Origin of the sequence: Chitinophaga varians (assembly GCF_014529945.1) — a bacterium.
Taxonomy (GTDB): Bacteria; Bacteroidota; Bacteroidia; order Chitinophagales; family Chitinophagaceae; genus Chitinophaga; species Chitinophaga varians.
In genome coordinates this window covers 986,218-1,001,761 of the sequence record NZ_JACVFB010000001.1, presented here as the reverse complement: position 1 = coordinate 1,001,761, position 15,544 = coordinate 986,218, and the positions used below count along the sequence as shown (strand labels likewise).

At 50.0% G+C, this 15,544-nt stretch carries 12 protein-coding genes; 1 reads left to right on the top strand and 11 read right to left on the bottom strand.

The features are described from left to right. Nucleotides 1-16 precede the first annotated feature (16 nt). The 6 genes from ICL55_RS03625 to ICL55_RS03600 form a co-directional block, all read right to left on the bottom strand. The gene (locus ICL55_RS03625) at nt 17-970 is read right to left on the bottom strand and encodes an AMP-binding protein (RefSeq protein WP_188094672.1); all 954 of its coding nucleotides are present in this window, start codon (nt 968-970) and stop codon (nt 17-19) included. A gap of 87 nt (nt 971-1,057) precedes the next feature. After that, nucleotides 1,058-2,023, bottom strand: a complete 966-nt coding sequence (locus tag ICL55_RS03620) for a 2,3-diaminopropionate biosynthesis protein SbnB (RefSeq protein ID WP_188094671.1) — start codon at nt 2,021-2,023, stop codon at nt 1,058-1,060. Between the two features lie 11 nt (nt 2,024-2,034). Then, nucleotides 2,035-3,000: a pyridoxal-phosphate dependent enzyme gene (locus ICL55_RS03615; protein WP_188094670.1), complete on the bottom strand. Its 966-nt coding sequence runs from the start codon at nt 2,998-3,000 to the stop codon at nt 2,035-2,037. A gap of 137 nt (nt 3,001-3,137) precedes the next feature. Next, nucleotides 3,138-4,763 (bottom strand): MBL fold metallo-hydrolase, encoded by a 1,626-nt coding sequence (locus tag ICL55_RS03610; RefSeq protein ID WP_188094669.1) that lies wholly within the window; start codon nt 4,761-4,763, stop codon nt 3,138-3,140. Further along, entirely contained in the window at nt 4,760-5,482 is a 723-nt protein-coding gene (locus ICL55_RS03605) for a thioesterase II family protein (protein ID WP_188094668.1), read from the bottom strand. Before ICL55_RS03605 ends, ICL55_RS03610 begins: the two co-directional genes overlap by 4 nt. A 263-nt stretch (nt 5,483-5,745) precedes the next feature. Then, on the bottom strand, nt 5,746-6,264 hold the full coding sequence (locus tag ICL55_RS03600; protein ID WP_188094667.1) for a UpxY family transcription antiterminator: 519 nt from the start codon (nt 6,262-6,264) through the stop codon (nt 5,746-5,748). A gap of 796 nt (nt 6,265-7,060) precedes the next feature. Between ICL55_RS03600 and ICL55_RS03595 the strand changes: the two genes are divergently transcribed. Next, nucleotides 7,061-8,764 carry an ABC transporter ATP-binding protein gene (locus ICL55_RS03595; protein WP_246496145.1) on the top strand — a complete coding sequence of 568 codons (1,704 nt, stop codon included), beginning with the start codon at nt 7,061-7,063 and terminating at the stop codon, nt 8,762-8,764. Between the two features lie 83 nt (nt 8,765-8,847). Here the strand turns inward: ICL55_RS03595 and ICL55_RS03590 are convergent, their stop codons facing one another. From ICL55_RS03590 to ICL55_RS03570, 5 genes are all read right to left on the bottom strand, one after another. After that, nucleotides 8,848-9,813 (bottom strand): TlpA disulfide reductase family protein, encoded by a 966-nt coding sequence (locus ICL55_RS03590; protein ID WP_188094665.1) that lies wholly within the window; start codon nt 9,811-9,813, stop codon nt 8,848-8,850. A gap of 8 nt (nt 9,814-9,821) precedes the next feature. Continuing rightward, a complete protein-coding gene (locus ICL55_RS03585) occupies nt 9,822-10,970 on the bottom strand; it encodes an AhpC/TSA family protein (protein WP_188094664.1) in 1,149 nt (382 codons plus the stop codon). Nucleotides 10,971-11,043: 73 nt separating this feature from the next. After that, entirely contained in the window at nt 11,044-13,155 is a 2,112-nt protein-coding gene (locus ICL55_RS03580; RefSeq protein ID WP_188094663.1) for a S41 family peptidase, read from the bottom strand. Nucleotides 13,156-13,192: 37 nt separating this feature from the next. Beyond that, complete coding sequence (locus ICL55_RS03575) at nt 13,193-14,017, bottom strand: hypothetical protein (protein ID WP_188094662.1); 825 nt, start codon at nt 14,015-14,017, stop codon at nt 13,193-13,195. Nucleotides 14,018-14,045: 28 nt separating this feature from the next. Beyond that, a complete protein-coding gene (locus ICL55_RS03570; RefSeq protein ID WP_188094661.1) occupies nt 14,046-15,530 on the bottom strand; it encodes a RagB/SusD family nutrient uptake outer membrane protein in 1,485 nt (494 codons plus the stop codon). Nucleotides 15,531-15,544 lie beyond the last annotated feature (14 nt).

The following is a 15,544-nucleotide window of genomic DNA, read 5'->3' as shown; positions in this document are numbered from 1 at the left end:
GATGATATAGTTTGTGTCACATTACGATGCTTTTCTCTCTTCCCGGACAATAGGTATTGACTACCGGAATGCGGCTATACGCAGGATGGTTGAACCACTGCTCCAACAGCGCTCCGCTTACCGCTTCGCCTGCTACCAGCAGGTATTCCAGCTGTTTCAGGGTAGCGCCGGTATTTTCTCCGAGCAGGGTGGCGAGGTGGGAAGGCGCCAGTTCAAGGAGGGTGACGCCATGCCGGTCAACGGCCCGTATAAAAGCTGCAGTATTCAGCATCACGTGGTCCGGATAGATGATGGTAGTGCCGCCGCAGGCCAGCGCTGCCAACATCTGCCATACAGCTGCTTCAGTGATGTAAGGTGCAGTAAAGGCGATCACCGAATATTCATGGATGCTGAGCTCCGTTATCCTGGCCGTCAGGTGATGAAGCAGGTTTTTATGGTCCACGGTCACGCCTTTAGGATGGCCGGTAACACCGGCCGTATATAACATATAGGCGGCATCGTGAGGCTGTGGTATATGTCCGGGGTCGCTGATGGGTTCATTGCTGAAGATATCCGGGATATGGTCCAGCAGGATCACGCTGACGGCTATATCTTTTGGGATGTTCCTGCGGCCGTAGCTGCTGCTGATCATCACATAAGCGCCGGTATCTTCCAACAGGCAGCGGATATTTTCTTCCGGATATTCAGGGTCTATGGGCACATAGGCCGCACCGGCTTTCAGGATGCCCAGGATGGCCACCAGCATGTTTACCGACCGTTCTACACATACCGGCACCAGTTTATTGGCTTTCACCCCTCTGCGTTGGAGGTAATGGGCCAGTTGATTGGAACGTTCGTGCAAGGTGCGGTAGGTCACTTCTGTGCCTTCATACCGGAGCGCTACCGCGTCAGGGACGCGTGCTGCCTGTTGGGCCAACAGGGTCGTCAGCTCATGCTGCGAAGGATGCAGCGGTACTTGTTGCAGTGGCATATACTGTTATTTTGAGGGGTACGGCGCCGTAGCGCCGTACGATAGGGTTTCATCTTATTATCTGCGGGGTTAACAATGCAGGGGCGATTAATCCGGCATCATTACGCCGACATTGCGCGTAATGGCCTGCTGATAGTAATGACCGCCAACGGCGATGTCATAAATGGCCATGCCCATGGGATTGAACATGATCACGCCCTCCTGGTCTTTCAATGCATCCTTACAGACCACGTCAGCGATAGAAAGGGTATCGCTTTTCTCGAGGCCCATGATCTTATGCATATTTTCGATATCGGTATTCTGGCGACAGACTTCCTCCCAGTCGTCTACCACCACTACGTCCATATGACGCACCATCTCCACTTTATAGTCGCGCAGCGACACGTTCAGTTGCAGGGATGATTTCACCGGTGGCAGGTCTACATATGGCGCTGCCGACACGGTGCAGGTAATAAAAATATCAGCCGGTGTATAACACTCCTGCCAGGAGCCGGCCACTGCTACCTTATCTTTCACGGAAGGGTCCACAGCTGTCAGGTCTGCCCCATTGATATCGTACAATAAAACCCTGTTGAGACGATCGCCCAGTATAGCAGTGACCATGTTGAGATGCATTCTGCCGATAGGCCCAAAGCCGATAATGCCTACGGTAAACTGCTTATCTTCCTTCCTGGTGGCGAGGTACTTTTTCAGTATCACGCCGGAAACGGCCGCCGTACGGATGCCGCTGATAGTGGCTGTATTGATGACGCACAGTGGTATCCCCGAATGATGTTCATTGAGGATGGTCACCGAATGCGCTCTTAACTTCTGCTGATAAATATTACCAGGAAAACTGGCTATCCATTTGATACCGGCCATAGGCGCCTGTCCGCCTACGTAGGCCGGCATAGCGATGATACGGTTCTGCGGATCTCCGTAACGTAAATACGGTTTGATCGGCTGCGAATAATCCTGCTGGTGCAAAGCGGCAGTTGCATCGCTGATCACATTGGTCAGTTCCTCCCACTGGATCCCAATTTCACGGATATGGTCCGCATTCAGATAAAGCATATATAGTCGTTTTAAGCGATGGTGGCAGATTGTAGCTTATGCGCCAGTTGCGCGGCCCATTCTTCGTTATAGATCGTATCCAGGTAAGAATGACCTTTATCCGGGAAGATGAGCAATGAGTTGGGCGGTGTAACGAAAGACAACTGACGGAAATAATTTTTGGCAGCGAGGTATACGGCGCCGGAAGAAGCGCCGGCAAAAATCACTTGTTCATTCAGCAACTCCAGGCAGCCTTTAACGATATCTGTTTGCGAGAGGATCACCACATCATCGATCAATGCGTTTTTGATGATGGGTGGTATCTGGCTGGCGCCGATGCCGGAGATATAGCGCTTTACCGGTGGTGCATTGAAGATAACAGAACCTTCCACGTCCACACCGATAACTTTAATATCAGGCCGTTCCGCCTTGATACTACTGGAGATGCCGGTAATAGCGCCGCTGGAGCTTACCGCCACAAACACATAATCGATCGGCTCCGGACAGGCCAGGATTTCTTTCGTCAATCCGTAGTAACCCTTGTAGTTATTAGGATCGCCGTATTGATCAGCGATGAATGAATTTTCGATGGTAGCATGCAGCTTGTTGACAGTGTCGATACGGGTGAGCAGATAACCGCCGGTATGATCGCGTTCCGTGATCTTCACCACTTTGTAGGACAGCAGGTTCAGCAACGATTCATAAGCGCTGTTGATATTAGGATCAATAACGGGAATAAATTTCAGGTCGAGCATCTTACAGATGGAAGCCACCGCGATAGCGAGGTTACCGGAGCTGGAAGCGATGATGGTGGTATCCTGATTGATATGACCTGCTTTGATGCCGTGGTAGATAATGCTGTAACCGGCACGGTCTTTAGAGCTGCCGGAGAAATTGTTGTATTCCAGTTTAGCCCACAGGGGGGTGTCTGTATTTCGGAGGGAAATGAGGGGAGTATTACCTATGAAAGCAGACAACTTTTCTAGTTGTTGTAACATACTTGAATTTTTATGGTAAAAACGAGGGGTATACCTGCATCCAGGGGTGGATGCAGGTAGCAGATAGTTGGCAGTCTGTAATGATATTCAGAAAAGAAAAAGGAGCGTAATAAACAAACAATCAGAAAGGGCCGGCGTTAATTTGTTTCTGCCACCAGTGCTTCTTTTCTGTTGTACAGGAGCTCTTTTTCTCCATAAAGACGTTCAGCAATGATACCTCTCGCCTCACATTCCTTCACCAGTTTGTTGGACTGGATGATGGGATTGGACTCGTCGGTATATACGATGCTGCTGATAAATTCCAGCCAGGGTTCCATCCCCATCGCATATACGTAGGCTTCTTTCGGCTTGAAGATATTCACGAGCGCCATGCCTTTGGGGCAGTCAGAACCGGCGAGCCTGCGGCTGCTGTCCTGATCACGGGTGATCTTTTTGGTCAGCAGCGGGCCATACAGCCAGGTAAGCGGAGCGCCGTCGCATTCCATACCGAGGAACAGTACGTCCACATCACCGATCTGGTTATGAATATGTCTGTAGAGCGCAGATTCCACAATCCTGGAGTCGGCCAGGAACAGCAGTTTGAAGCCGCTGATCTGTACCAGGAAGCAGGATTTGGTGAGAATGTTCATATCACAATGTTCGCCGGTGAAAGGCAGACCGGTGATAACGGTGTCCACAAACTCGATGGTTTCCATGGGGTCTACCGCCACTACGTTATCGAAGCCGATATTGTTAAACATCAGTTTCAGGTCCGGATCTTCCAGTTTACCGCTACAGGTACGTGGCACGATCAGGTTCTTGATTTTATGACGCAGGGGCAGCAGGGTCTCAAACAGGATATGGTCCTGATGATTATGGGTGATCAGCACATAGTCGATCACATCCGGAAGGTCTGCATCGGAGAAGTGGTCGATGCTGCTTTCGTAGCCATAGTAGCTGATCAGCGGGTCTACCAGGATGCTCACGTCTTTTGTTTCCACGAGGATACAGGCGTGACCAAAATAGCGCATCCGGATTTTATCGCCGGTATATCGTTTATAGGCCGGCGGTGGTGTTTCCGTGAAGAAAGTATCAAAGAGGGGTTCCTGTTCCGGGGTGATATCAAAGAGGGCTTTGATTTCAGCCAGGGAGCGGGCTGTTCTCTTCATGTGGCTGATGGCGTCGATGCCGGGATGGTCGAAGGGAATATTGAGGTGCAGCACATCCGCTTCATCGAGCCGTGGTGTGCTGAGACAGAACGGCCGATGGTCGTTATTGGTGATCCACAGTGCGATGCTCTGGGCTTCTCTGTTATAGAATTCGCTTTTATACAGCAGGGACTCAAAGAGGCGGTAGTCAGCGTTATTATTGCGATCGTAATACAGTTCAACATATCCTTTGAGGATTTCCGGCACTTTTTCGTATAGTGGTTCCAGTCCGAATCCTTTTGCTTCGGCGGCCAGTATCTTATCGAGTTCTTTGCAGGCCTTAGCGAATTCGATGGTACGGTGTTGGCGTTTGAGGATATCATCTTTCAGGGCATTCACTTCCGCTACCCTTTCCCCGTTGAAGTCCATGAACGGGCCGCCTTTCATTTTAGGATTCAGTACCGCTTCCGCGTGGATGGCGGGGTCGTCAAGATAAGAATCCATGATGGTCAGGTGGCGGGCGATGGTGTTCATGGCGGCTGTTGCCGGAGAGATGAGGTGGCTCCAGGCATACCACCTGTCATACAATGGTTCCAGCACTACGTTGGGCTTCAGGTATACTTTTTTGTCGCTCATAATTGATATGATTTGTGATGTACAAGTAATTTTTTGGCGATGATGCTGACGATCTCGTAAGGGTATTTGAAGATAAAAAAGTGATGACCGGGCATACGGCGGAAGTCCACCGGGTTCCGTGCCTCCTGTTGCCACAGGCGGATATCTTCAGGTTTCATGTCCTCTCTGGTGCCGGTGATAACGGTAACGGGTATATCGAGTGGTTCCTGTCTGGTGTGGGCATAGTTTTCCGACACTTTAAAATCGGCTCTTAAAATAGGCTCGATAAAATCCAGCAGCTCATCATTTTGCAATATTTCATCCGGGCTTCCGTTTAGGTTACGGATTTCCTCGATGAATGATTTTTTATCCAGCAGGTGTCTTTTTTTCTCTGTTCTGGACAATGCAGCGGGTCCTGAGGTACCGGTGATAAAAAGGTGCACGGGTGGCATCCGGCCTTCTTCTCTGATTTTGCGGGCCAACAGGTAACAAAGCAGTCCGCCCATACTGTGTCCATAGATCGCGTAGGGTGCTCTGTCGAGTTTGTGCTCTACCTGCAGGTAGAGATCGTGCACCAGCTGCCGGATATCTTCTTTCAGGGGCTCACTCATCCGCGTACCTCTGCCGGGGTATTCCAGCGGAATAAGGTTCAGGAAAGATGGCAGGTGTTCTTCATACAGCCGGTAGGAGTATTTACTACCTCCGGCAAAGGGCAGACAGAAAAGATTGATTTTCTCCATATGTCAAAGTTTCCACGTTGTCAAAAAATATAGGTACAAGACACCCCGTCCGGGACCAGGGGGACCGGTATCTCAAACTATAACAGAATGACGACCACAGTCATCTGTATATAACAGATGATGTTTGTCTATTCACGCTTCATACCAGGGAATTTACAGGCAGACGAAGCCTTGCAGCAGAGGGGAGCCTTCCTGCTGAAAAATTGGACGGGCCAGGGTTTCCACGCCGACCATAGATGTTGAGCACAACAATGGGCGGCAGCTTACACGGCGATTGAATCGAGGTATTCAGCAGATACGGCAACCAGAATATTCTTCTGCAGCATGTTGACCCTTACCAGAAACTTTTGTTCTCCTTTTACTTCCACCACTTCACAAACGAGACCCGATAACATTCCATCTTTGATCATCAGTTGTTTTCCTGGCTGGAAATAATCATCCGACACCTCGATATCGATGTTATTCGGCTGTTGGGTAATCAGCCGGATACTATGTATCACGTCTTCCTTCACCTTGACCACCTCCTTTCCTGTTTTAACATAGTATAACACAGCTTCCAGGCTTAACACCTTATAATAGGTCTCCAGATCCTCCAGATAAATGAAAAGGTAAGAAGGAAATAAAGGGGCGTCGATGTATTTCTTTCGGTCTTTCCACACGCGTAAAATTCTGGCTGTAGGTAAAAAGTTGACAATATTCAAAGTTGACAAAAAAGCGGCAACCTTTTTTTCGTGACGAGGCTTGGTATACACCACATACCAGCCATTAACGGAAATGCTCATTGAGGGTATTTTCTAAAGGATGCTAATAAAGCAATAGGCTTTTCCTTCCAGATACGGTCCACACGCCCTTTCCTGAAACAATAAGGTCCAGTAGCGGGCATAGCTGTCGCTAGCGTGAATCCAGATCCTTCACATTACATAAAAAAAATAAAATAGTTGTTTAAACGATCTACTAAGTTAACATAAAACACCACCTTGGATGTCTTAGAATTTTCCGGATAGTATTAGTTTGTGCTTAATGCTTTATCCCTTGTCTTAGTCATTGAAAACATTTAAGGAAAATTTGATTATTTGAGGGATCGTTAACTACTTTTTTTTATCGTTGTACAATAATTAACACTTCTATCGTCCTTATCAGTGGCCCGAATTTAGCAAACATATTTTATTCAGCAAAAAAAATTATCAGGTGCGCTATAGGCGCAATAGAAAAAAACAATTCATGGCAGGAGACACCATCCGGTGAAGTGTGAATTCAGTAAAAGGATGCATGGAAAACCTGCCACAGCAAGGTATTACATACAGAACACCGTTGTTAACAATCATTTAATATTATCAGTACGACTGACGATTTTTTTTCAAACTTTTTTCCATTGCCGTAAATCATTTTATATTTAACTTGCCATCGGCTGCTAAATCTTACGCCACCGAACTTTTGTTGCAGCAGCATATAATAACGCTATTGCCAACACACCTTAAAACCCTTTTTATAGCCCTCCAAATTAAGTCCATGCAATCTCCCTCAACAACCGTCAATAATAGTGACCGTATTACTGTCAGGCCTAAACGAATGCAACGCATGCTTCAGTTACTATGGCCTCACCGCGCCCTATTCACAGCGGGCATGCTTTTTCTGATCACGACAAGTCTGGCAGGTCTCGCCTTCCCCGAGTTGCTGGGTCGGCTGATCAATGCCAGCAAACAACCGCAGGGCGCCTCCGCCATCAACGACGCCGGCATTTTTCTGATAGCAGTCCTAACTATACAAACGATCAGTTCTTTTTTCAGAACACTGATTTTTGTGAAAGTAGCGGAGAAAACACTGGCCTACCTGCGGCAGACCGTCTACAATCATCTGGTACAACTTCCCATGCAGTTCTTTCTCACCCGTCGTGTAGGAGAACTGAACAGCAGAATATCCGCAGACATCTCCCTGCTGCAGGAAACATTCACCAATACCATCGCTGAATTTATACGGCAGCTGGTGATCATCATCGGCGGCATCATCTTCCTGATGCTGACTTCCATCCATCTCACCCTCTTCATGCTGGCCATTTTGCCGGTCATGGTACTGATCGCTGTCGTTTTCGGACGGTTCATCCGTCATTTTTCACGGAAAGTACAGGACCAGGTAGCTACTTCCGGCACCATCGTGGAGGAAACCTTACAGGGCATCTTCAGTGTAAAAGCATTTGCCAGTGAATTCATGGAAATGAGGCGCTACCGGGAAAAGACCGACGAAGCGGCCCGCCTCGGCATTCAGAACGGTAAATACCGGGCTGCCCTCTCCTCTTTTGTCGTTGCCGGCATCTTCGGCGCGCTAGTAGCCGTCATCTGGCGGGGAGCCCTCATCGGCCTGGACACCGGCCAGCTATTCTCCTTTGTATTATATTCTGTCTTTATCGGCAGCTCCATCGGTGGACTGGCAGAAGTATATGCTTCCCTGCAAAAAAGCCTGGGCGCCACAGAAAATCTCTTCGCCATCCTCGACGAACCGGCAGAACCACTGGCGCCGGTCACCCAGCTGGCACCGGAACATATCTTACACGGCTACATCAGCTTCCGCCACGTATCCTTCCGTTATCCCGGCCGCGAAGACACCCCCGTACTGAAAAACCTCTCCTTTCAGGCGCAGGCCAACCAGACAATAGCCCTGATAGGTCCCAGCGGCGCCGGCAAAAGCACCATCGTATCCTTACTGTTACGCATCTACGATCCTACGGGAGGGCATATACTGTTTGACCAGAAAGACAGCAGCAGCTTTCCTTTATCTGCGCTCCGTTCGCAGATTGCCACCGTACCGCAGGACGTATTCCTCTTTGGCGGCACCATCGCGGAAAATATCGCCTATGGCAAACAGGACGCATCAGAAGCAGAGATCATCGCCGCCGCGCAGAAAGCCAACGCCTGGGAATTCATTCAGCGGATGCCGCTGGGCTTACAGACACTCGTGGGAGAACGCGGCATACAACTCTCCGGCGGACAACGCCAGCGGATCGCCATCGCCCGCGCCGTACTGAAAGCACCACGCATCCTCATCCTCGATGAAGCCACCTCCGCACTGGACGCCGAATCAGAGAAACTGGTACAGGACGCCCTGAACAAACTGATGGAAGGCCGCACCGCCATCGTCATCGCACACCGCCTCGCCACCATCCGGCAGGCCGACAAGATCATCGTCATCGATAAAGGCGCTATCGTGGAAGAAGGCACCCATCATGAACTGATCAGCAACGAAGAAGGTTTGTATAAAACCCTTTGTGAGATGCAGTTTATTCAGTAGGCACAGCCCCAGGGCTGAAGCCCAGGGCACAAAAAAAGCCGGCCCTTTTGGGGCCGGCCGCTACATATGGGTTGATCACTAAATTACTGTATTAATTGCTGCACGACAGCGTCGAAGTTCTGACGCTGGTAGTAGTCCATCGATACTGCAATACGACCGTCTTTATCGACGATCAACAGATGCGGGATACCGGTGATATTAAACAGCTTGCGCACGCCTGTTTCTTCTTTGAAACCACCATCGGCGAGCACCTGCATCCATTCCATGTGCAGTTCGTCCATGGCTTTTTTCCATTTGCCTTTATCATCATCTACGGATACGCTGACGAACACCACGCCTTTGTCTTTATAGCGATTGTAATGTTCCCGCAGCGTGGGTACATAAGCGCGGCAGGGAGCGCACCAGGAGGCCCAGAAGTCCAGCACCACTACTTTGCCTTTCAGTTCGTTCAGCGCAACAGTCTTACCAGCGGGGTCTTCTGTGCGGAATACCGGCAGCGGGGAGCGGGATTCTATTTTCCTATACGTTTCTATCCGCTCTGCCAGGGCTTTTCCTTCCTGTGTGTTTTTCCCTTCCGGCGTCAGTTGCGCATAAGCAGATTTGGCCTCGTCGTACTTCTCCGCATAGCGGTGTGCCATCCAGGGCGCAATCTCCTGCCGGGGATGCTCAGCGAAGTACTTCATCGGTAGCATGCCACTTGTGATGTATTGCTGCCATTGCTCATTGTACCTGCCGCCCTTTAGGCTGCTGCCGGCGAGAGAATCGAAACTGCATTCCATGGTGTAGTCTGCGTTTTCAAGGAACACCTCTACCCTTTTGGTGCTTACTTTGAGCCATACTAACCGTGGATGGTCTACTTTACCGGAGTAGGTGAACTGTCCGTTCTCGATACGTACACGGGGCCAGTCGTTATTACTTTCCCCGGTACGTTCCAGCACGGCCACACTACCATTGGTGACACCCGTTATTTTGCCGCGGATGACGAAGCCGTCACCTGCAAAGCTGAACAGGGGCGACAACCATAGAATCAGTAGCGGGATGTATTTCATAGGATAGGTTATTTGATGATTTCAGCCAGTTTTTTCTCTACATCTTCTCCATACAGTCCCATGGCGAGCACTTTGCCGTCTGGTCCGATCAGCACATTAAAAGGAATGTAGCTGGCGCCGTATGACGCGATGGTTTCATCGGCCCAGCCTTTCATGCTGCATACGTTGGTCCAGTTGATACCATGTTTCTCCACAGCGTTTACCCAGGCGTCTTTTTTGGAATCGAGGGAAACAGCGATCATAGAGAAATTCTTGTCTTTGTATTTATCGTTGACCGCTTTCAGATACGGGATCTGTGGTTTGCAGGGACCGCACCAGCTGGCCCAGAAATCCAGGAACACATATTTCCCTTTAAAATCCGCCAGGGAAACCATTTTACCGTTAGCATCCGGTACACTGAAGGCAGGCGCCATATCACCGATTTTTACTTTACCAAGTGTCCCCTGCGCTTCGCCGGGTTCACCAAATTTAACAGTCATCGGAGACGGATCTATTTGTCCGGGGTGAAGGCGGCGTTGCATGATACGGGAAGCGATGGCATGCTCTCCCAGTCCTGCCAGGATTTCATCAAACTCTTTTCTTCCGTTGAAGAAAACAGTGGCTGCATACGCAGAAACACCGGAATTAGGATGTTTGGTAATCCAATTGCGGTACGACTGCAGCAAACGTTCTGTTACTACCTTATGTTCTTTTCCGTATTTCTCAGCCGCATCTTCATCTCCTACTTTCATCGCTTTATTGATGCTCTCCATTAGCTCCTCCTGCTTTTTGGCATCTCCTTTTTCAGGGTCCATGAGCGCCATCATCTCCTGCCATTCTTTCACCCATACGTCTCCGCTATAGGTGGCATGCTGAAAATATGGCCCTTTACCGGAGATGTGTATTTTTCCACTTTCCAGATAGAGCAGCGTAGCGCATTTTTCGCCCTGGTTACCAATCATCAGCACATAAATACTTCCACCTTTGGGCATCGGCCTTTTTATGGTAAAGCCGTGATTGACCACCCGTACCGTGTCGAACTCGCCGGTGTAAGGTTCCAGCAGCTGTACAAGCGTATCGTTGGGCGCTTTGTCCAGTTTGGCGGTAATAACTACCTCCTGTGCATAGGCGCTATATGCCCCTGCGCTCAACAATAAGGAAAAGAGTATTTTTTTCATAATGGATTCGTTTATATATCAGGCACCCCGAATGGCGGAAAGGGTGAATCCCGATAACAATTTTTTAATTTGATTATTTGGATGTTTTATGATCAACCATGGATTCCATGATTTTTACTGTTTCTGCCAGGTAGATGTCTTTCGCTGTTTTCTGCAGGAACTCCGTAGTGGCGGGACTGTTATCCGGCTTTAGCAGCGACGGGTGCAGCGACCTGTCAACGGGCAGGGATACACGCAGGGTGTCAGCGCCGGCTCCCTGTTTCGCATCTTTTATGCTTTGCTCCAGCTTTGCCGTTTGTGTATACCGCTGGTAGAAAGATGGCAGATCCAGCGCCACCGCAGCGCTATTGAGTTGTTCCAGTTGCCTGGTACCGGCTGCAATGGCTGTAAAAGCAGGTTTCTTCGCCACGCTGTCACGGGCATTTTCCACCACCTTGTTATAATCAAAGGAGAAAGTCTCGCGGGTAAAAGGCAGTAGTTTCATAGTATCGCAGACCATCGCAGAAGGATAGTCTTTTTCCATGACAGACTCCCGGCTCATTCTGTCCAGCAGCACAATATCCGGCCGTACGCCTTTCAGCTGGGTAGACTCGCCGGTGACGCGATAGAATTTCTGCACTGTCAGGCGCATGCTGCCGTAGCTGATATCCGCGGTGCCTTTAGCCGGATCGCCTAATTTTCCGAGGTTCACGTTGGTCTGCGCGGTCCCTTTACCGAAGGTGGAACTGGTACCGATGACCAACGCACGCCGGCGGTCCTGCATGGCAGCCGCAAATATTTCAGACGCAGAGGCGCTGCCTTCGTCTACCAGCACGGTGAGCGGTCCTTCATAGAGCGGTGGCGCGGCGGGTGAGTTATAGCGGTCTACTTTGTCTTTGCCACGGAGCCAGCTCATAGGGCCTTCCGGCACAAAGCAGTAGCCCATTCTCACCACTTCGTCGAGCGCCCCGCCGCCATTGCCGCGCAGGTCCATCACGATGCCCTCTACTTCTTCCTGTTTTAATTTTTCCACTTCACGCGCCACATCGTTGCAGGCGCCGTTTTGTTTGGTGGGACTATCATCCGTATAAAATACCGGCAGCCAGATATAACCGAATCGTTTACCATCGCGCTCTATCACGGCGCTTTTGGCCCTGTTTTCCTTATCAATGATTTCCTCCCGCGTTACCGTCACATTACGTGGCTCAGCGCCAGGCTGCTTCAGCCGGAGCTTCACCGGTGTGCCTTTTTCGCCGCGGATCATGGCCGCTACTTCTGTAGGCGGCACACCGGCCACTTCTTTCATCTGGCCCTGATGGTCAGAGATAGCGAGGATGAGATCATTTTCCTTTACTTCACCGCTGCGAAAAGCTGAGCCTCCGGGCAACATCCGTTTCACAAAAAAATCGGCTTCCTTTACCCCCAGTTCTATGCCCAGGCCGAAATAGCGTTTATTGAGCATATCGTTGAGCGTCAGCGCCTGCGGAGCGGTGTATATGGTATGCGGATCTACCTCCATGGTGGCGTCAGCGACGTACTGGAAAAACTTATCGTTGATCGCCTGGCTGCGGACATGCTGACGGAAGAAGTCAGCATACCATTTCCCGACCTTCTCACGGGCTTTGGCTTCCAGTGCCGGGTCCGGCTTTCCTTTGGCAGCAGCGTCCTGCATCTCCATATAGTTGCGGAGCGTGTAGTATTTGAGCAGTTTACGCCACAGCGCGGCCTGTTCCTTTTTATCGACAGGGTAAGCTGCATTTTTTCGTTCAGCCTGCACCGTTTCCTTTACCGTAAAATCAAAAGGTTGCGCCAACGTTTGTTCACACAGCGCCTGTACTTCGTGTACCCGTTGGGTATAGATGGCAAATGCAGCGTCGAAGAAAGCGGTGCCGGATGCCTTTATTTCATCATCAATTGTGGATTGAAAGGCCGACAGCTGCCTGATATCTTCCTGTAAAAAGATACACCGGTTGGGGTCCAGCGTAGCGATATAGCGCTTCCATACATCGGCGGCATAGGCATCGTTGAGCTGCCTGGGCGCGAAATGGCTTTTGTTGATTTTGTTGAAGACGGCTGCTATCACGTCTTTGCGGTAAGCCGGCCACGCAGCAGTATCTGCCGGCGCCTGGGCCTGAGCGGAATAACTGGCAGAGAGCGCGCAAGCCATCAGCAGCCATGGATTATTTTTACGGGACAATAATTTCATCTGAATCGATTAAAGGATATCATGTAAAACAGCAGCATCAGGGCCGGTTGCCAACGGCCTGCAGGTCTGTATCAAAGGTGTTGGCAAAGTAGTTGATCATCACTTCATACTTCCGTTTGATCAGCCCCTTCGTATCTACAGCGGGACTAAACAAAGTGGCATCCAGCTCGGCTTTGCTACGGGAGGTGATCATTTCAATGTAATCGAGGTAGTCTGTTACGACGTTCATAGACTGACCGGTAACTTTGCCGACGATCCCCATACTGTATTGGTTGCTCTCATTAGAAGTAGAATAGTCAAAAGGCACCAGCTGCTGGAAGGCCAAAGGAATATCGACACTTTTGACCCTGTAGGCGCGCTCCATATAAAACCGGTGCAACAGGCCCCGCAGCTTTTTCGTCTCTGCCGGTGTTTTATTCAGCAGCGTACTGTCAGCCCAGCCAACGGTCAGCGTGCTGACGGTGCTGGCAAAGCCATCAGCATCCCGGGCCGGGCCCTTGCCGATGTAAGAGGCCAGCAGGATCTTAAATGGCAAGGTCTTTTGCAGGAACACATCGGGATACAGCTTTATCAACTGGTCATACACAAAACGAAGCGTGTAACCGATATAAGCCGGATTGGCATTAAAGGCACTGTCTTCCCGCATCTCGGTATAATTGTAGGCGAAATCAGTATGGGTAAACCGATACAGCACGTAACAGTTGTATTTTTTGTAAAACTGAACAATAGAGTCGTCATAACTATGATTGCCCTGTGGCAGTGTATAACCGGGCACTTCAGCCGGTGATGTCAGGATGGCCTCCTTACGGCAAGCCATCAATATCATCAGGATAAAGGCCAGTAGCAGGTAATATCTTCTCATCAGTAGTCACATTAAACGTTAGGAAATATTATTGCGGCTTGCGTGTGCCTGAATACAGCGGATTTTGCACCAGGGCAGGATTACGGTTCAGCACATCGTCCGGTATCGGCATCACGTACATCGGGTCACGGGCTTCCAGCCGGAAAACCTGTACGGTGGTTTCGTTGGGCGTGTAAATATGCTCAATGGCGGGCATGCCATATCTTCTGAGATCAAACCAACGATGCAGCTCTTCGCGGAAAAGCTCTCTGCGGCGCTCCTGCCGGCACATGCGCAGCAGTTCGTCAGCAGGTTTTATGTCCCACGCTTTAAAGGAAGCCATATCTATGCGGTAAGACCGGAGGGCGTTCAGGCTTTTCAATGCCTCGGCCGCCGCGCCTGCGTCTCCCCTGGTCTTATAAAGCTGGATGTAAGCTTCTGCGCGATTGAGGTAGGCCTCGGACGTCCGCCAGCCGTTGGCGAAATAACTATCCTGCGATTTATAGGTATTGGTAATTTTCTGTTGCCCTAACTCCACCGGAATGTACTGCTTCATGAACGGCGGTATCACCGCGATGCCAATCTGTTTACGCAGATCATCGTCTTCAAAGGAATGATAAAGATTATAGGATACCTCATAGCCGATAGTAAAGGGGAAGTTCAGTTGCTCAAGCGGAGACCCATAAGCGAAGATGGTTTCTTCGTTATTAATTCCCGCCAGCGGATGGGTTTCCGGATCAGGGTCTCCCCAGGTGTTCAGGTTCATTAACATGGAGCGCTGCCTGAGAACAGCATCCGCATGGGCAATACATTTTTCCCAGTTTTCCATATAGAGATACACCCTGCTGGCAAGCAAATGTGCCGCCACATGGGATATATGGTACGTCTCTACGCTCTTCTTGTATTTATCCAGCAGCCGGGTTGCCTGCTCCAGGTCCTGTGTGATCTGTTCATATACTTCCTTCACCGTATTACGTGCCAGGAAAACATCAGACAGGTCCGCAGTGATGCGTATTGGTATACCCGGACTTTTATCCGGCGTGGTGGTGGAATCGTTGTAAGGCTTGGCGTAGATATTCACCAGCATAAAATGATAGAAGGCGCGCAACGTATATGCCTGTCCTTTCAGGATATCCTTTTCTTCCTGCGACCCTACTGAGTTGTCGACCCCTCCGAGCGTCACATTGACACCCAGCAGCAGACGGTAATATTCGCCCCAGGTATTGGTTTTATAACCATACCCTTCCGCTGCCATCAGGCGGTCGAAATTTGTTTGCCACTGGAAAATCCCTGCCGCCGCCGGTGGTCTGGGGTCCTGCATGACCGGGCCGCTGTAGCACTGTACGTCGTCATCCAGATAACACATCCAGGGTTGCAGGAATATGTTTCGCCCGGGATAACCTTCGGTGAACAACAGGTTTCCAAAATCACGGGTGGATTTGGGCGTGATGTCTGTTTGCGAATACTCCTGCAGAAATTTCTTACAGGATGTCATACCCAACGCCACTATAATGATGACCAGTAATTTTTTCATCTCACTCAATTAAC